The following is a 23,228-nucleotide window of genomic DNA, read 5'->3' on the forward strand; positions in this document are numbered from 1 at the left end:
ACTTCTTAATTTCATCCTAATTTCATTATTCTCGATCTAGCACAGCCATCCCTACGACTTCGTCGTGATCGCTTATACTAGCGCGCCGCGCCATGGTGCTGACTCGTGGCTGTAGCCACAGCGTTGCCAGGCAGCGGCGTGCCGCGCAATCTCTGCCCCAGCCGCTCGAACGCGGCGGTGGACTCCACCGCCGCGTCGATTGCTGCCTCCAGCGCGCGATAGGCAGCGAGCGCCTCGCGCCCCGCCTCCGTCAGTCACGCCCCGCCACCGCCGCCGCGTCCCGTCGCGACCAGCCCGTCGTACCAGCAGCGGTTCTTTCGTCGACCAGCAGCCAGGTTCGGCGATAGCTCATCCCCAGCGCGCGGCCGGCCGCCGAGATCGAGCCATGACTCGATCGCGTCGAGCAGGTCGGCCTTGCCCGGCCCGAACGCGATCGAGTCGCCGCACAAGAGCTGCGCCTTCAGCTTGAGCGGGCCGTGCCGCGCGCGCGAGGCGTGGCGCCGGCGGCTCAGATCGCCGCCAGCGCCTGCTCCATGTCGGCGATCAGGTCGTCGGCATCCTCCACGCCGATCGAGATGCGCACCAGATTGTCGGTGATCCCCAGTGCCTGCTTGCGCGCGTCGGGCACCGAGAGGTGAGTCATCGCCGCGGGATGGCTCGCCAGCGTCTCCGTGCCGCCGAGGCTGACCGCCAGCTTGGCGATCTTGAGCGAGTCGAGGAAGCGGAACGCCTCCGCCTCGCCGCCCTTGAGGTAGAGCGAGAAGGTCGAGCCGCCGCCGGTGCAGTGGCTTCGGTAAATATCGGCCTGGCGCCCTTCCGCGTCGGCGAGGAAGCCGAGATAGCCGACATGCTCCACCTTGGGATGGTCGCGCAGGAAGGCGCATACCTTGGCGGCGTTCTCGCCGGCGCGGCTCATGCGCAGCTCGAGCGTCTCGAGACTGCGCAGCAGCATCCAGGCGGTGTTGGGGTCGCAGATCGTGCCGATCGTGTTGCGCATGGCACGGATCGTGTCGATCACCGCCTTGGACCCGAGCACGCCGCCCGCGACCAGGTCGGAGTGGCCGCCGGCATATTTGGTGAGGCTGTACACCACCACGTCGGCGCCGTGCTGGAGCGGCTGCGACCAGAGCGGGCCGAGGAAGGTGTTGTCGATCGCGATCGGCGGCTTCTCCGCGGTACTGCCCCAGATCGCGTCGCGGCTCGCGGCGACCGCCTCGACGTCGACCAGCGCGTTGGTCGGGTTGGCCGGACTCTCGAGATAGATCAGCGCGACGCGGCCGGTCGCCGCCTTCGCCAACACGGTGTCGATCTCCTCGCGCGTAGCGCCCGCGGGAAAGTCGAGCCAGTGGACGCCGAAGCGGCCGAGCACGCGCGCGATCAGCGTCTCGGTCGCGGCATAGAGCGGGCCCGAGTGGACGATCGTGTCGCCCGGACGCACCAGCGACAGGAACAGGGTAGCGATCGCGGCCATGCCGCTGGAGAAGGTCAGCGCGTCCTCGGCGCCCTCCCAGATGCCGAGCCGGTCCTCCAGGATCTCCTGGTTGGGGCCGTTGAAGCGCGAGTAGACCAGCCCCGCAGCGCCGCCCGGTCGCTTGCCCGTGACACCCTCGAAGTGGCGCTTGCCCGCCGCCGCATTCGGGAAGACGAAGGTGGAGGTGAGGAAAACCGGCGGCTTGAGCGCGCCTTCCGAGAGCGTCGGGTCGTAGCCGTGGCCCATCATCAGCGTCGCGGGCTTGAGCGTGCGCCCGCCGATCGCGTCGACCTCGGGCTTGGGCGAGACGCGGGTCTCTACCCCGGTCAGCTCCTGCTCAGTGGGTTCGTCGGCCATGCGATCGTTTCTCCTGATACTTACGGCGCCCGGTAGGGCACGAAAGCGCCGAGCGCGCAACTGCCGGTGGGAATGCGCGCGGGCAGATCGACCGTCTGGGCGATGTCGCCCCGGCACAACCGGGTCTGGAACTGGCGCGTCACCAGCGCGTCGCCGCGGCGCACCCGCTCGCACCCGCCGCCGGTCTCGCTGACATAGACCAGCTTGTTGCTGACCCGGTAGACCAGCTTGGTACCATAAGCGGAGAGATCGGGTCGGGTGAAGCGCGTGTCGATACAGTCCTGCGGCTTGCCCGCGGTCTTGCCGGCGACGAGCTTCTGATAGTCGGCGTCGGGCGCGCGGTCGCGCGGGGCGGCGGCGATCGCGCCCGCGCTCAGCAGCGCCGCTGCGGCGAAAGTGGGGAGGAAACGCATGACCTTGCCTCGTTCGTCTCGATCGCCCCCACTGGCCTTGTAACGCATGAGGTGGCGAGTCGGGAACAGCTGGTCAGCGCCCGTCGATCGCCTCACGCCGCGTCCATGTCGGATCACCCTCGCACCGAACGGTGCTCCGGCGAACGCCGGAGCGCTTGCAGTTCACCGTAGGCACAGGAGCGATCGCGCTCGCCGAGAAATAGACCGCAACATTTCACGATCCCGACACAATCGCGTCATAGCGCGTGTCCCGCGGGGGGACCGCATGGACCGAGGGGCCGCCAGGGGGCCTCGTGCGACGGTGAACCGGTGCGCTGACAGCATCGCGGCGTCGCCCCATGCCTCTTGCCGCGAACAGACAAGAGGACATCATGCGCTCACCCAAGTCGATCCTGCTCGCCACCGCCGCCATCGGCCTCGCCGGGCTGGCCCAGCCCGCGTTGGCGCAGAACGTGCCCGCCGCCGCGACCGACGCTGCCGCGACCGCCGGCGCCGACGACGGGCTCGGCGAAGTGGTCGTCACCGCCGAGCGCCGCAGCGAGAACATCCAGCGCGTGCCCGTCTCGGTCGCCGTGGTCGACGGCGACTCGCTGCGCACCTTCCAGGCCGGCGGCGAGGACGCGCTGGCACTCGCCGGCCGCGTCCCTGGCCTCTACGCCGAGACCACCACGGGGCGCATCTTCCCGCGCTTCTACATCCGCGGCCTGGGCAACATCGACTTCTATCTCGGCGCGTCGCAGCCGGTCTCGATCATCCAGGACGACATCGTGCTCGAGCACGTCGTGCTGAAGTCCAATCCGGTCTACGACGTCGCCAACGTCGAGGTGCTGCGCGGACCGCAGGGCTCGCTGTTCGGGCGCAACACCACGGCGGGCATCATCAAGTTTGACACGATCCGGCCGGGGCAGACGTGGAGCAGCCGCTTCAACGCTTCCTTTGGCAGCTACAACACCGTCACCTTCGACGGCGGCGTCGGCGGCCCGATCGTGCAGGACAAGATCGCGATCCGCCTCTCCGGCCTGTACCAGCACCGCGACAATTGGGTCGACAACAGCTTCACCGGCACCGGCGCCGACGGCACCCGCGGCGGCCGCGACCAGCTCGGCGGCTTCGACGAGCGCGACGCGCGGCTCCAGCTGCTGTTCACGCCGACCGACGACCTGTCGGTCAACGTCTCTGGCCACGTCCGCTCCTACGAGGGCACCTCGACGATTTTCCACCGCGGCGCGCTGCTGCGCGGGCAGAACAACATCAACCGCGAGCCGCGCGACCAGGTCGCGCTCGACGAGGCGGACGGCAACCCCCAGGCGTACAAGACCTATGGCGGTTCGGTGAACGCCGCCTGGGACTTCGGCGCGGCGACGCTGACCTCGATCACCGGCTATGAGACCACCTCGGGCTACAGCCGCGGCGACACCGACGGCGGCGCCGCGGTCAACTTCGGGGGCGTCGGCTTCGGCCAGAGCGAGGGCCGTGTCCGCGACCTCGACCAGTGGACGCAGGAGCTGCGTCTCGCCAGCAACGGCGATGGCGCGTTCAAATGGCAGTTCGGCGGCTTCTACTTCGACAGCCGCGACGTCACCGACTTCTACCAGCGCGGCTATTTCCTGCTGCCGAGCGCGACCGGCTACAATCCCAACAACTGGGTGCGGCTGCACGACGTCAACACCAGCTGGGCGGTGTTCGGCCAGGCGAGCTACCGCCTCGCCGACCGGCTGACGCTGACCGCCGGCGCGCGCTACACCGAGGACGACAAGCGCACCGAGCTGGTCCGATCGGGCCGCAACGCCGCGGGCACCACCGAGACCTTCCCCGCGAGCGCGGCACGCAGCGTGAAGCTGAGCGGCAAGGAGCCGAGCTGGGACGTCTCGGCACTGTACGAGCTGGACGACGCCACCAGCGTCTATGCCCGCGTCGCGCGCGGCTTCCGCGGCCCGACGATCCAGGGGCGCTCGGCGGTGTTCAATACGCCCTTCACCACCGCCGACTCGGAGACGATCATGTCCTACGAGGCCGGCCTGAAAACGCGGCCGACGGGCAACCTGCGCCTCAACGCGACCGCCTTCACCTACCGGGTCAACGACATCCAGCTGAACGGCAACGACGCCAACGGCAACGGCGTGCTGTTCAACGCCGACCATGCCAACGCCTATGGCATGGAGGCCGAGCTGGAGTGGCGGCCGATCCGCAACATCACCTTCTCGCTGGGTGGCAGCGCGATCCACACCGAGATCAAGGACAAGCGCGTCTACGCGCAGGTCTGCGCCTTCGGCGGCGTGGTGACCTGCACGGTGCAGGACCCGACGGTCACGCGCACGATCTTCGGCGCGCCCGCGGTACTGGCGCAGATCGACGGCAACCCGCTGCCCAACGCGCCGCGCTGGCAGCTCGACGCCGCGGTCCGCTACGACGTCCCGCTGACGAACGAGGGCAATCTGTTCGTCTCGAGCGATCTCAACGTGCAGGGCTATACCAATCTGGTACTGTACAAGACGCGCGAGTTCTACGCCGACGGCAACCTCGAGCTGGGGCTGAAGGTCGGCTACACCACCGCGGACGGCAAGTACGAGATCGCCGCCTTCGCGCGCAACATCACCGACGAGAAGAACCTCAAGGGCGTGATCGAGAACTACAACGCAGCGGTGTTCAACGAGCCCCGCGTGGTCGGCATCTCGCTCGCGGGCCGCTTCAACTGAGGTGATCGCGGGAGGGGGCTCATGGTCTCGCCTCCTCTTCCGAAGCTGTTCCCCGGCGAAGGCCGGGGTCCAGCTGGGAAGTCTGTCGTGGCCGACCCGCTACGTCCCCAACTGGGCCCCGGCCTGCGCGGGGGAACAGCGATGCCAGGGAGGCGGTCTTCCCCCGCTCACAAGGTCGCGATCCAGTCGGGCAGCTCGCCGAGCCGCGCCAGCTGGCGGAAGCGCGGGTGCGCCGCCGGTGTCGCCGCGGCCTCGTGACTCCACGCCAGCGGTTGCGGGATGTACGCTCCCCACGCCCCCGCCTCGAGCGCGGGCAGCACGTCGGAGCGCATCGAGTCGCCCGCCATCACGGCACGCTCGGGCGCGCAGCCGTAGCGGTGGAAGACGCGCACGAACGTATCCGCGCGCTTGTCGCTGACGATCTCCACGCCAGTGAACAGCTGTCCCAGCCCCGAGGCGGCGAGCTTGACCTCCTGGTGGAGGAGGTCGCCCTTGGTCACCAGCACCAGCCGCGCGCACGCGGCGAGCCGCTCCAGCGTGGCCGCGACGTCGTCGAGCAGCTCGACCGGATGATCGAGCAGGGTCCGCCCGATCTCGAGCAGCCGCCGCACGCTCGCCGCGGGCAGGTCGTCGCCGGCGAGCTCCAGCGCGGTCTCGATCATCGAGAGCGTGAAGCTCTTCGCGCCATAGCCGTAGCGCTCGAGGTTACGCACCTCGATCGCCTCCATCCGCGCGCGCGCGGCGGGCGCCTCCGCGAAGGGCGCGATCAGCTCGGCGAAGGCGTGCTCGGCGGCGTCGAAGAAGCGCATATTGTGCCACAGGGTGTCGTCGGCATCGAGGCACACGAGGTCGATCGTCATGGTGTCGGGATCATCGCGGCAAGTCTCCGCCGCCGCCCTTAGGCGAGCACGCGACGCGTGTCAGCGCGTCGCGGCGAGCGCGTAGATGATCACGCCAACGCTGCCATTACCCGCGCCGAGGTCAGCGCGCCCGCGAAGACGTCCCGTATGTGTCGCGCGCGGCCGTCGCCGCGGCACGGCAGCCGATCCAGCCTCGCTGGGTCGGCCAGCAGAGCGCACAACAGCGCCGCGTCCGCATCGGGACCGAAGGGGCAGCCGCGGCACAGCGGCCGGTCCAGGCAGGCCTCTCCCAGCGTCATCAGGCTGTCGATCACCGGCGCCATCATCTCATAGCCGAGCGGAGCCAGCAGCGCGTGCAGGTGCTGCTGCACTGGCTGCCGGGTGTCTCGCGCGGTGCGCCAGCAGCGCGCCGCCCGCGCGATCAACGCTGCGGGGAGCGGGGGAGCGGCGCTCATCGCCATGATGCCGCCACCGCCTGACGCCCGATCATCAGGGCCGCGGCCACCGGGCGCCCTCGCCGACGCTCGGATCGATCTCGCCTTATAAAGACCCGCGCACCCACCATGTCATCACCTCTTCTGCTAGTGCGAGTTAGTATCATATCCGCGCGTTCTATCCAACGCCCACGATGTTCGACATGGCTATCCCGATCTCGGCGTGCTGACGGATCGCGCGACGCCGCCAACGCGTTGTGCGCGCATGACCGACGATCGACATCCCACCGCCGACCCCGAGCATCGCCGCCGGGCCGCCTTCGACAAGGACGAGGGTACTTTCGGTCAGGGCTATAGCCGCGAGGACGAGCGCAAGCTCGGCGAACAGATGCCCGCGGGCTCGGTCGCGCCGCGCGGATCTCGCGTCGGCGAGGAAGATCCCGTGCTCCCACCCGAGAACGGTCGTCGCGCGTCCTTCGACCCCGCGACTGGTGAAGTCCATGGCAGCGGATCGGGCGCTGGCGGCGGAAATCCAGGCGAGGATCTCGAAGACGATCGCAGCGGCGGCGATGGCCTGCCAGTCACCGGCGCGGGCGACGGCGAGCGCTAGCAGCGCCCGTGCCGCTCGCGCGACATCGTCACGCGCCCGCGCGCCAGCGATCTTCTCGTGGTGTCCCCGGCGCTCACCGCCCGAGGCCGATGACCAACACGCGGCGGTCGCTTCCCGGGCAAGCGACCCCCTCGCTACGCTGCCTCGCGCAACGCGGTCACCGCTGCGGACAGGTCCTCGCTCCCGAGCGCCCCGCCCGCCAGTCGCTCCTCCAGCATCGCGGCGAGTTCACCCAATAGCTCGCGGCCGAACAGCCGCGCGGTGCCGGCCAGCTTGTGGAGGCCGTCGAGCACCTCGTCGCGAACCCCCGCCCCTTCCGCCAGCGCCTCGAGCGCGGCGAGAGTCGCCTGCGTCCTCGTCTCGAAGCGTTCCCGCAGCGCCGGGCTGATCGCCGGCGGCAGCATCGTCGGCGCCGCGCGCGTCGCGCCGAGGCGGACGACCGCCTCGGCCAGTTCGGCGGCGCGCAGCGGCTTGGCGACATGCGCCTGCATCCCTGCCGCGCGACACGCCGCGACGTCGTCGACGAAGGCATTGGCGGTGAGCGCGACGACCGGCAGCGTCGCGGCATCGTGCCCGGCAGCGCGCAGCCGCCGCGTCGCCTCGAGCCCGTCCATGCGCGGCATCTGCATGTCCATCAGCACCAGCGCATACGGTCGCCCCGCGGCGATCGCCGCATCGATCGCCGGCAGCACCTCGTCGCCGTCGCTCACCAGCGTGGCGTCGAGCCCGATCTGGCGCGCCACCGCGAGCACCAGCTCCTGGTTGATATCGTGGTCCTCCGCGATCAGCACGCGCGTGGCGCCGACCGCGCCTACAGAAGCCGTCGTCACCTGGCGCGGCGGCGCAGGCTCCGCCGGCGCAGCGGCGCGCAGCGGCACGTCGAGCGTGAAGGTGGCGCCCCGTCCCGGCTCGCTCGCGACGCTGAGCGCGCCGTCCATCAGTCCCGCGAGCTTCGCGCTCACCGCCAATCCCAGCCCGGTGCCGCCATAGTGCCGCTCGGTGGTGCGATCGGCCTGCGCGAACTCCGCGAAGATCGCGTCGAGCCGCTCGGGCGCGATGCCGATCCCGCTGTCGGCCACGCTCACGCGCAGACGTCCGCCCGCCACCGCCGCGCGCACCACCACCTCGCCCGCGTCGGTGAACTTGATCGCATTGCCGAGCAGGTTGAGCACGATCTGGCGATAGCGCAGCGGGTCACCCAGCACGCGCGGCGGCAGCTCGGGCGCCAGCTCGAGCCGCAGCGTCAGTCCCTTCTGCTCGGCCACCGCGGTCATCAGCCCGACGCAGCGCCGCAGCACGTGGCGCAGGTCGAGCGGCTCCTCGCTCAGCCGCATCTCGCCCGCCTCGACCTTGGCGAGATCGAGGATGTCGTTGAGCAGGCGCATCATCGCGCGGCCCGAGTCGGCCATCAGCTCGAGGTAGCGCCGCTGCTCCCCGGTCGGTGAGGCGGCGAGCAGCAGGTCGGTGAAGCCGAGCACGCCGTTCATCGGCGTGCGGATCTCGTGGCTCATGTTGGCGAGGAAGCTCGACTTGGCCTGGGTCGCCACCTCGGCGCTGGCCCGCGCCGCCTCGAGCGCCAGCTCGAGCCGCTTGCGCGCGGTGATGTCGCGCACCGCCGTGATCACCCCGCGGGGTGGCCGTCCCGGCGCGTCGACGATCGCGCGAACGCTCGCCTCCAGCCACCGCGGCGACGCCTCGTCCTCGCCCTCGCGCGGCGCCTGACGGCAGGTCACGATGTCGCGCAGCGCGTCGCCGTCGATCAGCCGGGCGAAGCTGGTCGACACCGCGGCGCGATCGTCGCGGTGGACGAAATGGAGGAGCCGCTCGCCGATCAGCGCCGCGGGCGGCACGCCGAACGTCTCCTGCGCCGAGGGTGAGGCGTAGAGACAGAGTCCGTCGCGCCCGAGCCGTATCACCGCGTCGGTGGCATTGTCGGCGAGCAGCGCCAGTTCGGCCTCGGCGCGCTCACGCAGCCGCACGTCGCGCTCGAGCCGCGCGTGCGTGCGGGCCAGATCAGCGAACTGTCGGCGCCGCTCGCGCAGCACGAAGGCGGCGAGCGCCAGTAGAAGCGTCGCGCTGACGAGCCCGGTCGCGAACCCGAGATGCTCGAGGCGCGCGATCCGCGCCTTGCGCAGCACCAGCAGATGCTGCTCGGCGCCGCGCACGCGCTCCAGCGCCGCTACCACCGCCGCGGTCTCGACCTTGCCCGCCACCGAGCCGGTGAGCGCGACCGCGGCGGCGGTGCGCCCGCGGTCTCGCCAGCGCACCGCCAGCGCCATCTCGTCGAAACGGCCGTTCAGTCGCCCACGCAGCGCCGCGACATTGGCGCGCTGCTCGGGGTTATCCGCCACCATCCGCTCGAGCCGCGTCAGTGCCGGCCGCGCGTGCGCGATCGAACGAGCGTAGGTGGCGCGCTGCGCGACGTCGCCGGTCATGACATAGCCGCGCCGGTTGATCTCGGCGCGCATCGCCTGGATCTGCACGGTATCGAGCGCGTCCCCGACCTCGAAGGTGTGCTGCACCCAGGCGAAGGCGGAGCGGCTCTGCGCCGCCAGCAGCGCGGCGCTGCAGCCGCAGCTCACCAGCAGGGTGAAGCCGGCGACGAGCGAGGGTCCGGAACCCATCAGCGAGGTCAGATTAGGCGAGCGGCGCATCGGGCACCGGGTAGCGGTCAGATGGTTAACTTCCCGATAGCGGCGCGGGAACGGCTTGTTCACACGCGACCGCTACGAGGGACAGCCTCTCACCGGCGAGTTACCATGCGTCTCTGGTCCAGCCTCCTTGCGCCTGAACCGCTGTCTCCCACGGCCGCACGTGCGCGGCGGCCCGACTGGGAGCGTCTCGCCGAGGACCTCGACGAGATCGCCGCCGCCGCGGCCGGGCTGATCGGCACGCCGGCCGCTCTCGTCACGATCGTGGACGAGCGGTTATGGGTCGCCGGCCGCTTCAACTCGCGGCTGCACGGGCTCGAGCGGGACGAGTGCGTCTGCGCGCATGGCATGATCCAGCCCGAACGCGTGCTGTGCGTCCCTGACCTTGAGGCCGACGCGCGTTTCGCTCGCCTACCGATCGCGCAGGGACCGGATGCACTCCGCTTCTACGTCGGCGCGGCGTTGGTCGACGCGGGCGGGAGAGCGCTCGGCATGCTGTGCGCGATGGATCAGCGTCCGCGGGCCGCGCCGTCGGAGCCGCAGTGCCGCGCGTTGCAGCGGCTCGCCCGCGGTGCCGCGATGCGGCTGGGTGCATAGCGGCGTCGGCGACAAGGCTCCGGATCTTCGCGGCGCGTGTTCCTGCGCGCGCAGGATCCCAGGGTCGGGAGCCTTTCGATCATGGCTCTGGGCTCCTGCGTGCGCACGAGCACCGCTCGGCTGGCAGGCAGATGCCCATCATGCCACTCGCGCCGGCACCTCCGGGTAGGCCGTCACCAGATCCCCCAGCACCGCCTCCAGCGGACCGAGATGCGCGGCGAACGGGCGCCAGGCGCGGTCACCGCCGCGGAACAACGGTCGACGGACCTGCTCGGACGAGGCGGTCCGGACCGCGCGCTCGGTCGCGTGGAAGCTGAGGCATGCGTCCTCGAAGTCGAGCCCGCACGCCGCCAGCAGCGCGCGGATCGCCGGTTCGGGCGAGTCGACCAGCTCCTCGTGGATCACGCGGTGCACCGCCCCCGGCTGCACCGCGTCGACGCGCGCCATCAGCCGCACATAGTCGTGATAGTAGCGCCCCATGTCGGCCAGGTCGTAGCTGAACCCCTGCCCGCGCGCGAAATGCTGCTTGTAGTTGGAGAAGCAGCAGGCACGCGGCTCGCGGCGCGCGTCGATGATCGTGGCGTTCGGCAGGATCAGCCGGATCAACGGCACGTGCGCCCAGTTGTTAGGCAGCTTGTCGACGAAGAACGGCCGGTCGGTACGCCGCTGGACCGCCGCGCGGCGGAGGTATTCCTCGCCCAGCTCGCGGGCGCGCTCGGCGGTGAGCGAGGCGAGGCCGCCCGGGTAATCGGCGATGCGGCGCGCCACCGCAGGCAGATCGGGTAGCTCGGTCGTGCCCTCGACCTGGCTGTGCGAGGCGAGGATCTGCTCCACCAGGGTCGACCCAGCGCGCGGCATGCCGAGCACGAAGATCGGGTCGTGCGCCGGGCAGCCCCAGCCGCCGCGCGCGGCGAAGAAGTCGGGCGTGGCGAGCCCCACGCTGGCGTCGACGAACGCCTCGGTCGCATCGGCGTCGTAGACGATGGCGCGCCGCCGCAGCGCGTTGCCCGCGGCATAATGCGCGAAGGCGCGGTCGGCGTCGCCGCGCTCCTCCCACGCCTTGCCGAGCGCGAAGTCGAGGTGGAAGCGGTCCTCGTCCTCGCTCGCCTCGGTCAGCGCGCGCGCCATCGCGGCCACGTCGGCCTCGTCGAAGCGCACCGTCTTGAGGTTGGCGAGGCTCCACCACGCCTCACCCAGCAACGGGCGCAGCGCGATGGCCTGACGATAGGCGGCGACACCCTCGGCCAGTCGCCCCACGGTCTTGAGCATATGGCCGAAGCTCATCCACACCTTGGGCTGTGCCGGCGCGGCGGCGAGCACCCGCTCATACAGAGCGATCGCCTCGTCGAAGCCGCCGAGTCGCCCCAGCGCCGCCGCCTTGAGATTGGCGTGGCCGAGATGCTCGGGCTCGACCGCGAGCAGCGCGTCGAGCTCGGCCAGCGCCTCGGTCGGGCGGTTCTGGCGATAGAGCACGATCGCGAGATTGGCGCGTGCCGCGGTGAAGCCGGGCGCCAGCTCGAGCGCGCGGCGCAGCAGCGTCTCGGCGTCGCGATTGCGGCCGAGCCGCCCCGCCAGCTCGGCGAGCATGCGGATCGCGCGCGCGTCGAACGGGTCCTTCTTCAGATAGCCGCGGAGCAGCGGCTCGGCGACCTCCAGGCGATTGTCGTGGAGCGCCAGCGCCGCGTCGACTAGCAGGGGCGGCAGACGCCGGGGTTCGCGGACAGACACGAGGGACATGGAAGACCGAGACAATCACGCCGGCGCCGCGCGATCAAGTCGCGCGCTCACCTTCTGGGGCCTGCTGGCGCTGGTGATGGGCAATCTGATCGGCTCGGGCATCTACCTGCTGCCCGCGACGCTGGCGCCTTTGGGCACCAACGCCACGCTCGGCTGGGTGGTGACGATCGCGGGCGCGATGACGCTGTCGTTCGTGTTCGCGCGGCTCGCCGCCGCGATCCCGCGCGCGGGCGGGCCCTATGCCTATGCCGACGCCGCCTTCGGGCCGGTGATCGGCTTCGCCACCGCGTGGAGCTATTGGACGCTGGTCTGGGCGGGCAACGGCGCGGTCGCGGTGGCGGTGGTGAGCGCGCTCAGCCTCGCCTTCCCCGCGCTGGCGCCGCACGCCGCGATCGCCGCGGTGGCGCTGGTGTGGCTGGCGGTGCTGGTCAACATCCGGGGCGTCGACCTCGCGGTCAGGCTGCAGATGGCGACGATGCTGATCAAGCTAGTGCCGCTCGCCGCGGTGGTGCTGCTCGCCGCTTGGTTACTGCTGACGCGTGGCGGCGGCGCGGTGGCGCACGATGTCGCGGTGCCGCTGACGGTGACCGGCACCGCCGGGGCGGCGGCACTGACCTTCTGGGGCTTCCTCGGGGTCGAATCGGCGACGGTGCCGGCCGATCGCGTCGCCGACGCGCGTCGCACCGTGCCGCGCGCGACGCTGATCGGCACCGCCGCGGTTGGGGTGATCTACCTGATCGTGTCGAGCGCGATCACCGCGCTGATGCCGCGGGCGGCGGTCGCGGCCTCGCCCGCGCCGATCGCGGCGTTCCTCGGCCTCGGCTTCGGCAGCGGCGTCGCGCAGGTCGTCGCGCTGTTCGCCGCGATCAGCGCGCTCGGCACGCTCAACGGCTTCGTGCTCCTGCAGGGCGAGGTGCCGCGCGCGATGGCGCAGGGCAACGTGTTCCCGCGCTGGTTCGCGCGCGAGACCGCGCAGGGCACGCCGGCGCGCGCGCATGTCGTCGCCGGACTGCTCGTCACCGCGGTGACGCTCGCCAACTTCACCCGCGGCATGGGCGACCTGTTCGCCTTCGTCGCCTCGGTGTCGCTCGCCGCAGGCATGCTCGCCTATCTCGTCAGCGCGCTCGCCGCGGTGAAGCTGCTGCGCGACGACCCCGTCGCGCGCGCCATGGGCGTGATCGCGGCAGTGTTCGTGGGTTGGCTCTCCTACGGGCTCGGCGCCGAGGCGAACGGCTGGGCGCTGGTGCTGCTGCTCGCGGGCGTGCCGGTGTATCTCGCGGTCAGGCGCGGCGGCGCCAGCGCGCGCTGAGCCTGCGGTCGGCGAGGATGGCGTGCGCGGCATTGTGGCCCGGCGCGCCGGTCACGCCGCCACCGGGGTGCGCACCCGAGCCGCACATGTAGAGCCCGCGGATCGGCGCGCGATAGTCGCCGTGGCCGAGCACCGGACGCGCCGACCAGAGCTGGTCGAGGCTCATCCGCCCGTGGAAGATGTCGCCGCCGATCAGCCCGAACTTGCGCTCCAGGTCGAGCGGCGAGTGGATCTGGCGCGCGATCACGCTGGCCTTGAAGTTGGGGGCGTGCGCGGTGACCGTGTCGATGATGTGGTCGGCGACCTGCTCGCGCACCTCGTCCCAGCTGCGGGCTTTCCCGTCGGGACCGTCGGGCAGCTCGGGCGCGAACTGCTGGCAGAACAGGCTGGCGACGTGCTGGCCCGGCGGCGCGAGGCTGTCGTCGACCGTGCTGGGGATCTTCATTTCGACGATCGGCTGGCGCGACCAGCCGTGGACGCGCGCGTCGTCATAGGCGCGGTCCATATAGTCCATCCCCGGCGCGATGATGATCCCGGCGGTGTGATGCTCGGCCCGGTCGCGCCCGGGCAGCACGGTGAAGTCGGGCAGCTCGCTCAGCGCCACGTTCATCCGGAACGTGCCCGAGCCGGTCTTGAAGCCCGCCATGCGGCGGCGGAAATCCTCGGGCAGCTCGTGGCCCGCGACCATCTGGCGGTATAGCATCGCCGGGCCGACATTGGCGGCGACGATCGGCGCGACGATCTCTTCGCCGCTCTCCAGCACCACGCCCGCCGCACGGCCGCCGTCGACCAGCACGCGCGCGACCGGCGCCTCAACGCTGATCTCGACGCCCTCGGCGAGGCACGCCGCCGCCATAGCCTGGGTGATCGCGCCCATGCCGCCGACCGAGTGACCCCAGGCGCCGTACTTGCCGTTCACCTCGCCGAAGACGTGGTGGAGCAGCACATAGGCCGAGCCCGGCGTCGACACGCCGGCGTAATTGCCCACCACGGCGTCGAAGGCGAAGGCGGTCTTGACGTGATCGTCCTCGTACCAGCCGTCGAGGAAGTCGCGGGCCGATTTGGTGAAGACGTCGAGCAGGTCGCGCTGCGCGGCGATGTCGAGCTTGGCGAGCGGCCAGGCCTGGCGCGCCGCGCTGACCAGCTCGAGCAGCCCGCCGCCCGCGTTGGGCGGGATCTCGAGCGCGAGGTCGCGCAGCACCTGCGCGACGCGCTCCAGCGCGGCGTCATAGGCGGGATAGGAGTCGGCGTCGCGCTGGCTGAAGCGCGCGAACTGCGCCTGGGTGCGCTGCGTCCCGCCACCGAGCGTGAGATAGGTGTCCGGGAACGGGAAGAAGTTGCTGATCGTGCGCTCGATGATGCGATAGCCGCGATCGTGCAGCTTCATGTCCGCGATCACCTTGGGGCGCAGCAGGCTGACGGTGTAGCTGGCGGTGGAGTTGCGGAAGCCGGGGTGGAACTCCTCGGTCACCGCCGCGCCCCCGACGACGTGGCGGCGTTCGAGCACGCGCACCTTCAGCCCGGCGCGCGCGAGGTAGAAAGCGCAGACCAGGCCGTTGTGGCCCCCGCCGATGATGATCGCGTCGTACCGCTGCGTCATGGTGCCCCCTTAGTCATGTCCTCGGACGTGTTCGCGCCGCCGTCTTCCCCCACTGGCGTCACCCCGAACTTGTTTCGGGGTCCACCGTCCCGCACACTCAGGTGCTTCGGCTCTCGCGGCGCGGTGGATCCTGTAACGAGTTCAGGATGACGGCAGTGGTGGGGTGAAGGATGCTCGGTTCAACCTACCGCACCCCCTCACACCCCGCGCACCCGCCGCGACCAGCCCGGCGGCGGGGCGCGGTGCTGGCGCGCCTCGGGGATGCGCTCGCGGATCTTGGCGGCGAAGCTGCGCAGGCACACCTCGCTCGCGCCGATCGGCCCGGCGGTGTAGCTCGACGACGCCATGCCCTCCTGCACGCGCTCGATCAGCCAGGTATCCTCGGCGTTGACGGTGCGGTTGATCCGCCAGTTGGCGTAGCGCACCAGCTTCATCTCGCGGCGTTCGTCGGGCAGCGCGAAGCTCATCTCGCGCAGCAGGCTGGTGGTCGGCGTCAGCGGCAGCCACTGCATGAAGTCGATCTGGTCGGCGTAGATGTCGAATGCCATGTTGGGCCACAGCTTGTAGTAGAGCCAGCACCGCTGGTTGGCCTCAGGCAGATGGTCCACGCGCGGCAGATGCGTCTGGTAGAAGCGCTCCCACCAGTCGCTCGACACTCGGTCGACCAGCTCGCCCGACATGCGGTCGACCCAGCCCGCGGCCTCGATCGCGTAGCTCTTGCCGAACAATCGCGTCAGCCCGTCGTGCGCGACCGGGATGTGGAGGTTGTCGGAATAGTTGTCGCCGACGTTCTTCCAGTTCACGCGCCGCTCGCGCTCGCGCACGTCGGAGAGGCGGCGCATCTCCTCGAAGCGATACGGCGCCACCTCGGCGTCATAGGGCGCCATCATCGTCGCGACGCTCGGGCCGCCGTCGTCCTCCAGCCGCACGAAGACGAACCCGCGCCACGTCTCCACCTCGACCGCGGCGAGCCCGTTATCCTCGAGCCGGAGCGCGGGATAGTCGCTCTTCATCGGCACGCCCGACAGGCGCCCGTCGAGCTCGTACACCCAGGCATGATAGGGGCAGACGAGCTTCCTGGCGCAGCCGCTCGCCCCCTCCACCAACCGCATCGCGCGGTGGCGGCAGACGTTGTGGAAGCCGCGGATCACACCGTCACCGCCGCGGACGACGACGAGCTGCTCGCCGAGATAGGAGAGCGTCCGCCACGCGCCCGGCTCGGCCAGGTCGCTCTCATGGCAGACGATCTGCCACGACGGGCGGATCACGCGCGCGCACTCGAGCTCGAAATATTCCGGGTCGGTGTACAGCCAGCCGGGAAGGCTCCAATCCGCGTCGGGATCGGCGTACGGCAGATCGATCGAGCGATGCATGGAGGCCCCCGCGTGGTTGTTGCACGAGCGTATAACAAGGGCGGGGCATGAGCAAGCGCGCCGCGCCCGAGGCGCGCCGCGCCGAGCTGATCGCGGCGACCGCGCGCGTGCTGGCGACGCGCGGCGCGGCCGGCGCGTCGGTACGCGTGATCGCGGCGGCCGCGGGCGTGTCGCCGGGGCTGGTGACGCACCATTTCGGCGGGGTCGAGCGGCTCGTCGAGGCGACCTACGACCATGTCGCCGCGCGGGTCGGCGAGGCGCTGGAGGCCGCGGTGACGACGGCCGGTGAGTCGCCGCGCGAACGGCTGGCGGCCTATCTCGACGCCAGCTTCGCGCCGCCGATCGCCGACCCCGCGCTGCTCGCGACCTGGATCGCCTTCTGGAGCCTGGCGCAGGGCGGGGCGGCGATGCAGGCGAGCCATGCGCACCATTACGCGGGCTATCGCGCGCGGCTGGAGGTGCTGCTGGGCGAGGTGGGCGTGGCGGCGGAGCGGCGACATCTGGCGGCTGTCGGACTCACCGCGCTGGTCGACGGGCTGTGGCTGGAGCTGTGCCTGTCACCGGGAGTCTTCACCGCGGCCGACGCGCGCGCGGTGGTGGCGGGGTATGTGGCGGCGGTATGAGGGAGCGGCCACCCTGCTCCCGCGAACGCGGGAGATCAGGGTGGCTCAGCGGTGACGTGCTCCGCCCCGGGGTTCCCGCGTATGCGAGAAGACGGCGCTATCCTCATCTCGCCACCGCCCGCGATACGCCGGTCGTGTCGGCGGTTCGCACAACCCGACCCTGTATCCCGGCGAAGGTCGGGGCACAGTTGGGAAAGCAAGCGCGATACTCCGCGTCAGTCCCCCAGAAGGCCCCGGCCTTCGCCGGGGCACGGGGAGCGGTCGCCCGCGATCCTTAACCGCCAAGTCGTCCGCTCGCGCCCACTCCCTTTACCTCGCCAGATCGCCGAACAGCGACACGTAATAGCGAATCCCCGGCGCGATGTTGCGCACCTCGGTGCGCTCGTTGAGGCCGTGGCTGAAATCGTCCGATTCCTTGATGAAGGTCGGGCTCGCGCCGTAGCTGGGCACGTGGTGGTAGCGGAACCACATGCTGTCGCTCGCCCCTGCCGACATGCTCGGGAACACCGGCACGCGGGGCCACGCCTTGCCCACCGCCTTGGTCACCGCCGCGACGAAGTCTGGGCGCATCGGCGACGCGTCGTTGGCGACCGATCCCTCGCTCACGTCGCGGATCGTCAGCGCCGGCTCGGCCGCGACCTGCTGGAGCGTGGCCATCACGTCGGCGGGCTTCACGCCGGGGAAGATGCGGCAGTTGATGTTGGCGGTCGCGCGCTGCGGCAGCGCGTTGAGCGCGTGCCCGCCCGAGATCATCGTCGACACGCACGTCGTGCCGATCTGCCCGACATAGGCGGGGTCCGCGGCGAGCACCGCGATCGCCTTCTCGTCCTTCGGATTGTCCGCGAAAGCGCGCATCGCGGCGGCGAGCTCACCGGTCTTCTGCTTGGCCGCCTCGCGGAAGAAGGTGCGCGTCACGTCGGACAGCTGCGGCGTGAAGCGATACTGCCCGATCCGCACCAGGGCAGCGGAGAGCTGGTTGATCGCGTTCTGCGGCCGCGGCGCGGAGCTGTGCCCACCCGGGTTGGTGACGGTCAGCTCGAAATCGGCATAGGTCTTCTCGGCGCCGTTCCAGGTGAAGAACTGCGGCCTGCCATCCTCGGCGAAGCGTCCGCCCCCGCCGTCGATGTTGATCACCAGCTCGGCGTTCTTGAGCTGCTCGGCGATGAGCGCGCTGGTCTTCATCCGCGTCTCCTCGTCGCCCGAGAACTCGAGCACGATGTCGCGGCGCGGCGTGTAACCCGCGCGCTTCATCCGCAGCAGCGCGGTCATCGCCACCGCGGCGTCCAGCTTCATGTCGGTGGCGCCGCGACCGTAGAGATAGCCGTTCTCGACCACGGGCGTGAAGGGGTCGCGCTGCCAGTCGGCGGGCTTGGCCTCGACCACGTCGATATGGCCGGACACCACCAGCGGCTTGGCCGACGGGTCGCTGCCGCGCCAGCGCGCGACCAGATAGGCGGTGTCGTCCACCGGGGTGATCGTCACGTCCGGGTCGGCGAAACCGCCGGCGACGAGCACCGACTTGAGATAGGCAGCGAGCTGCCGGGTCTGGTTGCCCTGCCCGGCGACGCTGCGGAAGGCGATCGCGCGCTCGGCGATATCGAGCGCCTGCGCGTCGGACCCGATCGCGACGGGACCGGCCGGCGGGGTCTGCGCCAGACCAGGCGTCGCGGTCAGCGCGAGCGCCGCGCAGAGAAGGAAGAGATTGCGCCCGATCGCCATGCACGATGCCCCTTTGTCACTGGAGGACAAAGCGTATCGCGCGGCCCCGCGGACGCAAGCGGGATATCGGCGCCGGGCCATATCGCGTGCACGACGCGCGGCCCGGCGCTCAGCCAGCTCAGGCCTTCTTGGCGCTCAGGTGCGCGCTGAGGTGCTTGTTCATCTCGAACATGCTGGCCGACTTCTTGCCGAAGATCTTCTCCAGCTTGTCGTCCGCGTTGATCTGGCGCTTGTCCTTCTCATCCTGAAGGTTGTGCTTCTTGATATACTCCCAGACCTTGCTGACGACCTCGCTGCGCGGCAGGTCGCTCTTGCCGACGATCTCGGCCAGCTCGGGCGACGGGGTGACCGGGGCGGTGATGCCACCGCGCGCGCCGCCGGCGGCCTTGCCGGTCGACTTGACCTTCTTCTCGGCCGCGGCGGTCTCGTCCTTGCCGCGCTTCTCCGCTGATCGTGCCATCACACTCTCCTCTTTCCGCAGAAATGGTCCCCAGGTCGCATCGTCCGATGCTCTGCCATCCCACTCTGCCCACGGAGCGAACGCCGCTGCAAGTGAAACGATGCGTCCCCGCCGCCTTCCGAACGACTCGACGCGATAATCGGCCGGTATGCCGCCGCGGCAGCGGCGTGCCGGCGCCGCTGCGGTGTCGCTCAGAAGCGCGTGCGCACGCTCACCGCATAGAGGCTGTCGTCGGTGCGCGTGTCGCGCCACAGATAATCCTCGTTGAAATAGCTGCGATAGCGCGAGCGCAGGATGTTGCTACCCTCGACCGTGACGGTCACGTTCCTGGTCACGTCATAGCCCAGGCTGAAGTCGAGCCGGCCGTTGGGGCGGACATAGTTGAGCCAGGCGGCCGAGCCGACCGGACGCACGTCCTGTGTGCCGGACCGGTCCTCGTCGAAATAGCGCGAGCGGTAGGTGTAGACCACGCGCGCCGAGAGGCCGCCGCGATCGTAGAGCAGGCCGGCGTTAAAATTATACTTGGAGACGCCCTGGAGCGGGTAGCCCGACAGCGGGTCGTCGCCGCCCACCTCCGAGTCCGCCAGCGTGAAATTGCCGAATCCGCCCAGTCCAGCCAAGGCGCCGGGCAGGAAGGAGAAGAAGGTCTGCGCGCTGGCCTCGATCCCCTTCAGCTTGGCGGTGCCGACGTTGCGCGGGCGCGAGATGTTGTAGGTGATGCCGTCGATCAGCTCGGCGGTGCTGGCGGTGATCACGCGGTCGCTGATGTCGCGGTAATAGCCCGCGAGCGCGATATAGCCGTCCTTCCAGTAATATTCGATCGTCGCGTCGTAGCTGTCCGACTTCTGCGGGCGCAGCTGCGGGTTGCCGCCCGAGCCGCTGTTGAGGATGTTGGGGTTGGTCGAGACGATATAGTTCAGCCCCGGGTTGAGCGAGCCGAACCCCGGGCGCGCCAGCGTCTTGGCATAGGTGGCGCGGAACTGGAGCCCGCCGCCGAGCTGGAGCCGCGCGCTCGCGTTGGGCAGCCAGTCGGTGTCACTGGTGCTGGACGTGGTCGTCACCGGCGTGCCGCTGACCAGCCCGGTGCCGCTGATCTCGCGGTCGGTCTTGCTGAGACGGACGCCGAGGCGACCGTCGAGCACCACCGGACCGGTGCCGAACGGCACCTCATAGCCCGCCTGGGCGTAGGCGGCGTAGCTCTTCTCCGCGACGTCGAAGCGGCGCGTCGGGTCGAACGGCGGCTGCCCGTCGGGGGCGCCGAAGAAGGCGCGCAGCGACTGCTGTCCCGCGCCGGACAGCAGATAGTCGGTGGACGGCAGCACGAACGGCGCGCCGCTGTTGATCTGCGGGATACCCGGCGCGCGCTCGAGCGGCAGCTCGGTCGCGGTGATCGGCGTGGCGAACGAGCCGCCCGGCGGACTCATGCCGAGCTGGACCTGCTGGAAGTTGGCGGTGCGATCGGCGTAGCGGCCGCCCAGCTCGATCGTCTTGAGGATCGTGCCGACGTCATAGCTGGCGTCCGCCTTGGCGGCGAGCAGCCCGCCGCTGGCGCGCGAATAGTCCTGGAACAGCGCGTTGATGAAGGTGAAGCCCGCCGGGTCCGCCATCGGGTTGTTGGGCGCGGTGATCGCGGCGGTCTGGCTCGGATCGGTCAGCCCCAGCGTGACGCTCGGCACGCGCTTGCCGATGTCGACGATGAAATTGGCGTTGTTGGTGATCGAGCGCTCGTAGCTGACGTCGAGATTGGCCTCGGCCGGCCCCTGGTCGAAGCGGAAGCCGCCCGCGGCGAGCCAGGTATCGGTGCGATTGTCATGCGCCTGTGTCGAGGTGAAGGCCTCGAGATCGTTGAAGGTCGCGCTGTTGAACGAGCAGAGGTTCTGCTGGGTGATCGTGGCCGCATCGGTGGTGGGATCCGGATTGCCGCGGTTGGGCGCGACCGCCGCGGTGAAACAATCGTCCGACCGGTCGACGCCGGTGACGCTGCGCGCGGTGCTCAGCCGATATTCGTAGAAGCCGGTGGTGAACTTGCTGCGATAGGCCGAGTAGAGACCGTCGACATAGACCTCGAGCGCGGGGCTCGCCTGCCATTGCAGCGAGGCATTGGCCTGGGGGCGCTGGTAGCGGCCATATTCGTTGAGGCCGCCGGTCGAGATCGGCAGGATCAGCCCGTCGGCACCCGCGGGTCCGCCGTTCCCCGAGCGACGGTCGGCGACGTAGTTGCTCGGCCGGTTGTACGGCATGTCGTACCAGGAGACGTTGATCAGCGCGCCGATCTCGCCGATCCCGGTGTCCCAGCGGTCGGTCGCGAGGAAGCTGACCTGCGGCCCCAGCTTCTCGGCGTTCGACGGATAATTGAGCTTGCCGCTCAGCGCGATCGTCGGCTCGGTATAGCTGAACGCCTTGTTGAGCCGCAGGTCGATCGTGCCCGCGACGCCGCCCTCGATCAGATTGGCGGTGTTCGACTTGAACACGTCGACCCGCGCCACCGCCTCGGCGGGCAGGTCCTGGAAGGCGAAGCCGCGCCCCTCGGCGGTGAAGATCTCGCGCCCGTCCAACGTGGTGAGGATGTCGGGTAGGCCACGGACGAGCGGGTTGACGATCTCGTTGTTGCCGCCGACCGTCACCTGCACGCCCGGCACGCGCTGCAGCGCGGCGGCGGTGGTGGGATCGGGGAATTTACCGATGTCCTGCGCGACGATCGAGTCGACCACCTGCGGCGCCGAGCGCTTGATCTCGGCGGCGCGCGCGAGGCTGGCACGGATGCCGGTCACGACGATCTCATCGCCGGTCGCCGCGGCGTCGGGCGCGGTGGCGGGAGGCGGAGCCGCGTCTGCGTCCGGGAGCGGGGCGCTGCCGCTGCCCGCGGGCGCGCCGGCGTCGCTCTGCGGCGGTGTCTGCTGCGCATCGGGCGGGGTGCTACCCTGCTGCGCCGAAGCGGGAAGCGCGGCGGTCAGCGCCACCACGGATACTGACAGCGCGAGCTTGGAGCGCATGGGACCTCTCCTGACATGGTCGGACCGCCCGCGTTCTCGGGAGACGATCTGCTATGTCGGCTACTTATCAGATAAATAGACGGCGCGTAGCGACAACCTTGCTGACCTGAAGCAGGAATGCGGTCAGTCGCCGAGCGGGGCCGGAAGCTCGATCGCTGTCAGCGGCACCTGTGGCACACCCGTGGCACTCCAGCGGACGCGGGCGACATGTGGCGCGCGTCCGGCGGTACACCCCTGCCCCGCCGCGCGGTTGGCATGGTAGACGATCCAGGTCTCACCACGGCGAGGCTCGAAGAAGGCGTTGTGCCCCGGTGCGAAGACGTGTGCGCCGGGGTTCGATGCCAGGATCGGGCGCGCCGCCTTGCTCCAGCTGCGGGGGTCCAGCAGGTCGGCGCCCGCGTCGGCGCGGAGCAGGCCTACCGCATAGCCGTGCGACCAGCAGGCGCTGCCCGAGTAGCTGAGAAAGAGATCGCCGCGCGGGCCGCGGAGGAAGGCTGGTCCTTCGAGAATCTGGCGGCCGCCCTGCCGCTCCCACGATCGATCGGGCCGCGCGATGACGCGTTCGGGTCCGGTCAGTGTCCACGGGTTGCGTATCGCGGCGATCGCCAGGACGCTGTCGGGTCCGTCATAGGCCGAGTAGACGAACCAGGATCGGCCACGCGCGGTGAAGACGGTGCCGTCGAGCCCGGACAGCCGCGTCTTGACTCGGCCGCGGTCGACCCAGCGGCCGGCGCGCGGGTCGCTGGCGCGATTCTCCAGCACGAAGACGCCGCGATGCGCGTCGTCGTCGTGCGCGCTGTCCGCCGCGGTGTAATAGATGTACCAGCGGCCGTTGAGTCGATGAAGTTCGGGCGCCCAGATCGACCGCGCGTTGGCGCCGGCGGCTGGCGGCTGCCACACCGTCTCCTCGGTCGCGTCGGCGAGATGGGCGAGATCGCGCGTGCGGCGGATCGCGAGGCGGTCGCCGCGGGTCGCCATCATGTAATACCAGCCGCCATGTACGACGACATACGGGTCAGGCGCGGAGTCGAGGAGGGGGCGTTGCTCGACGTATGGTGCCGGAGCGGCCGCGAACGATGCAACGGCGACGGCGAGCGAGCGGGGCGCAGGGGACATAACATGTCCATGACGCTCCGACATCATGCTGTGCAAGGAGACCGCGACACGCCAGCGACGCTTCGCTCGCGGCTGAGACAGGGTGAATGGGTTCCGATGATGATGTGTGTGCAACGCGCTGGCTACAATGCCTGGCGGCGACCTACTCTTCCATCGCTTGAGCGATAGTACCATTGGCGCGGTCGGGTTTCACGTCCGAGTTCGGGATG

General features: G+C 70.2%; 17 protein-coding genes, 1 rRNA gene and 1 pseudogene. 5 read left to right on the forward strand and 14 right to left on the reverse strand.

What is annotated here, in order from left to right; genetic code table 11:
* Positions 1-77: 77 nt before the first annotated feature.
* From K7957_RS18090 to K7957_RS18100, 3 genes and pseudogenes are all read right to left on the reverse strand, one after another.
* A pseudogene (locus K7957_RS18090) lies at positions 78-512 on the reverse strand (winged helix-turn-helix domain-containing protein).
* Positions 509-1,828 carry a cystathionine gamma-synthase family protein gene (locus K7957_RS18095; protein WP_223013923.1) on the reverse strand — a complete coding sequence of 440 codons (1,320 nt, stop codon included), beginning with the start codon at positions 1,826-1,828 and terminating at the stop codon, positions 509-511. The pseudogene K7957_RS18090 and the gene K7957_RS18095 overlap by 4 nt, the downstream one beginning before the upstream one ends.
* Positions 1,829-1,848: 20 nt before the next feature.
* Positions 1,849-2,241 (reverse strand): hypothetical protein, encoded by a 393-nt coding sequence (locus tag K7957_RS18100; RefSeq protein ID WP_223013925.1) that lies wholly within the window; start codon positions 2,239-2,241, stop codon positions 1,849-1,851.
* 371 nt (positions 2,242-2,612) lie between these two features.
* On the opposite strand from K7957_RS18100, the gene K7957_RS18105 reads away from it, so the two are divergent.
* Entirely contained in the window at positions 2,613-4,937 is a 2,325-nt protein-coding gene (locus K7957_RS18105) for a TonB-dependent receptor (RefSeq protein ID WP_223013927.1), read from the forward strand.
* Between the two features lie 167 nt (positions 4,938-5,104).
* Here the strand turns inward: K7957_RS18105 and K7957_RS18110 are convergent, their stop codons facing one another.
* Together K7957_RS18110 and K7957_RS18115 are read right to left on the reverse strand one after the other, a co-directional pair.
* Positions 5,105-5,797 (reverse strand): HAD family hydrolase, encoded by a 693-nt coding sequence (locus K7957_RS18110; protein WP_223013929.1) that lies wholly within the window; start codon positions 5,795-5,797, stop codon positions 5,105-5,107.
* 89 nt (positions 5,798-5,886) lie between these two features.
* A complete protein-coding gene (locus K7957_RS18115) occupies positions 5,887-6,258 on the reverse strand; it encodes a hypothetical protein (protein WP_223013931.1) in 372 nt (123 codons plus the stop codon).
* Between the two features lie 238 nt (positions 6,259-6,496).
* On the opposite strand from K7957_RS18115, the gene K7957_RS18120 reads away from it, so the two are divergent.
* On the forward strand, positions 6,497-6,841 hold the full coding sequence (locus K7957_RS18120) for a hypothetical protein (protein WP_223013933.1): 345 nt from the start codon (positions 6,497-6,499) through the stop codon (positions 6,839-6,841).
* A gap of 134 nt (positions 6,842-6,975) precedes the next feature.
* On the opposite strand, the gene K7957_RS18125 is transcribed toward K7957_RS18120, so the two are convergent.
* Positions 6,976-9,465, reverse strand: coding sequence for a hybrid sensor histidine kinase/response regulator (locus K7957_RS18125; protein ID WP_223013935.1), 2,490 nt, complete (start codon positions 9,463-9,465; stop codon positions 6,976-6,978).
* A 135-nt stretch (positions 9,466-9,600) separates the two neighbouring features.
* Here K7957_RS18125 and K7957_RS18130 point away from each other — a divergent pair, with 135 nt between their 5' ends.
* Positions 9,601-10,089, forward strand: a complete 489-nt coding sequence (locus K7957_RS18130) for a GAF domain-containing protein (protein ID WP_223013937.1) — start codon at positions 9,601-9,603, stop codon at positions 10,087-10,089.
* Between the two features lie 138 nt (positions 10,090-10,227).
* On the opposite strand, the gene K7957_RS18135 is transcribed toward K7957_RS18130, so the two are convergent.
* Positions 10,228-11,826 (reverse strand): tetratricopeptide repeat-containing sulfotransferase family protein, encoded by a 1,599-nt coding sequence (locus K7957_RS18135; protein WP_223013939.1) that lies wholly within the window; start codon positions 11,824-11,826, stop codon positions 10,228-10,230.
* Between K7957_RS18135 and K7957_RS18140 the strand changes: the two genes are divergently transcribed.
* Complete coding sequence (locus K7957_RS18140) at positions 11,825-13,135, forward strand: amino acid permease (RefSeq protein WP_223013941.1); 1,311 nt, start codon at positions 11,825-11,827, stop codon at positions 13,133-13,135. The two genes, K7957_RS18135 and K7957_RS18140, sit on opposite strands and share 2 nt — an antisense overlap.
* On the opposite strand, the gene K7957_RS18145 is transcribed toward K7957_RS18140, so the two are convergent.
* Together K7957_RS18145 and K7957_RS18150 are read right to left on the reverse strand one after the other, a co-directional pair.
* Complete coding sequence (locus tag K7957_RS18145) at positions 13,107-14,735, reverse strand: phytoene desaturase family protein (RefSeq protein WP_223013943.1); 1,629 nt, start codon at positions 14,733-14,735, stop codon at positions 13,107-13,109. The two genes, K7957_RS18140 and K7957_RS18145, sit on opposite strands and share 29 nt — an antisense overlap.
* Positions 14,736-14,932: 197 nt before the next feature.
* Positions 14,933-16,108, reverse strand: coding sequence for an aromatic ring-hydroxylating oxygenase subunit alpha (locus K7957_RS18150; RefSeq protein WP_223013945.1), 1,176 nt, complete (start codon positions 16,106-16,108; stop codon positions 14,933-14,935).
* Positions 16,109-16,155: 47 nt separating this feature from the next.
* On the opposite strand from K7957_RS18150, the gene K7957_RS18155 reads away from it, so the two are divergent.
* Positions 16,156-16,731, forward strand: coding sequence for a TetR family transcriptional regulator C-terminal domain-containing protein (locus tag K7957_RS18155; RefSeq protein WP_223013946.1), 576 nt, complete (start codon positions 16,156-16,158; stop codon positions 16,729-16,731).
* 309 nt (positions 16,732-17,040) lie between these two features.
* Here K7957_RS18155 and K7957_RS18160 read toward each other — a convergent pair whose 3' ends face one another.
* The 5 genes from K7957_RS18160 to rrf all read right to left on the reverse strand — a co-directional run.
* The gene (locus K7957_RS18160; RefSeq protein WP_223013947.1) at positions 17,041-18,450 is read right to left on the reverse strand and encodes a M20/M25/M40 family metallo-hydrolase; all 1,410 of its coding nucleotides are present in this window, start codon (positions 18,448-18,450) and stop codon (positions 17,041-17,043) included.
* Between the two features lie 118 nt (positions 18,451-18,568).
* Positions 18,569-18,910, reverse strand: a complete 342-nt coding sequence (locus K7957_RS20615; protein ID WP_223013949.1) for an SWIB/MDM2 domain-containing protein — start codon at positions 18,908-18,910, stop codon at positions 18,569-18,571.
* A 191-nt stretch (positions 18,911-19,101) separates the two neighbouring features.
* The gene (locus K7957_RS18170) at positions 19,102-21,903 is read right to left on the reverse strand and encodes a TonB-dependent receptor (protein ID WP_223013951.1); all 2,802 of its coding nucleotides are present in this window, start codon (positions 21,901-21,903) and stop codon (positions 19,102-19,104) included.
* A 123-nt stretch (positions 21,904-22,026) separates the two neighbouring features.
* A complete protein-coding gene (locus K7957_RS18175) occupies positions 22,027-23,019 on the reverse strand; it encodes a glycoside hydrolase family 43 protein (RefSeq protein WP_223013953.1) in 993 nt (330 codons plus the stop codon).
* Positions 23,020-23,148: 129 nt separating this feature from the next.
* Positions 23,149-23,228 (reverse strand): 5S ribosomal RNA (rrf, locus tag K7957_RS20815); the annotation flags it as partial.

The organism is Sphingomonas yunnanensis, from assembly GCF_019898765.1.
Taxonomy (GTDB): domain Bacteria; phylum Pseudomonadota; class Alphaproteobacteria; order Sphingomonadales; family Sphingomonadaceae; genus Sphingomonas; species Sphingomonas yunnanensis.